We start from the raw sequence: 474 nt of genomic DNA on the forward strand, positions 1-474 counted from the left end.
GTGAATTTTGAAGGCACACCGGATATGATTGGTAAATTTGTGGATGTAGAAATCGTGGACGTCTATGCAAACTCCCTACGCGGCAAAGTGATCCGCACAGAGGAGCAAATGGATCTTCGTGTTCACGAATCCCCTGCATCTGTCATTGCACGTACTCGTAAAGAAGATGAGCTAGGTGTTGGCAACTATCAACCCTAAGTAATAATCTAACGATAGGATATTCAGTGACCGATACAACAACTTTGCAAATCGCAACACAAGAAATCTTTCTAGAACCCGCAGATAACCAGCGTTTAATGAGCCTCTGCGGGCCATTTGATGACAATATTAAGCAACTTGAACGCCGTCTTGCCATCGAAATTAACCGACGCGATAACCGTTTTAAAATATCGGGCAAACCACTTAATGTACAAGCGGCAAGTAAAATTTTACGCCAGCTGTATGTGGATACCTCCCCTGTGCGCGGTGTTATTC

2 protein-coding genes are annotated in these 474 nt (G+C 44.1%); both read left to right on the forward strand.

Annotated features, from left to right (window positions below; all coding sequences use genetic code 11):
• Positions 1-198 (forward strand): TRAM domain-containing protein (locus tag J7R07_RS08005; RefSeq protein ID WP_208436323.1); only part of this gene is annotated, 198 nt, incomplete at its 5' end.
• Positions 199-224: 26 nt separating this feature from the next.
• On the forward strand, positions 225-474 hold a 250-nt coding region (locus J7R07_RS08010; RefSeq protein WP_484479024.1), incomplete at its 3' end, for a KH domain-containing protein.

It is taken from the genome of Bartonella phoceensis (assembly GCF_902825145.1).
Lineage (GTDB): Bacteria > Pseudomonadota > Alphaproteobacteria > Rhizobiales > Rhizobiaceae > Bartonella > Bartonella phoceensis.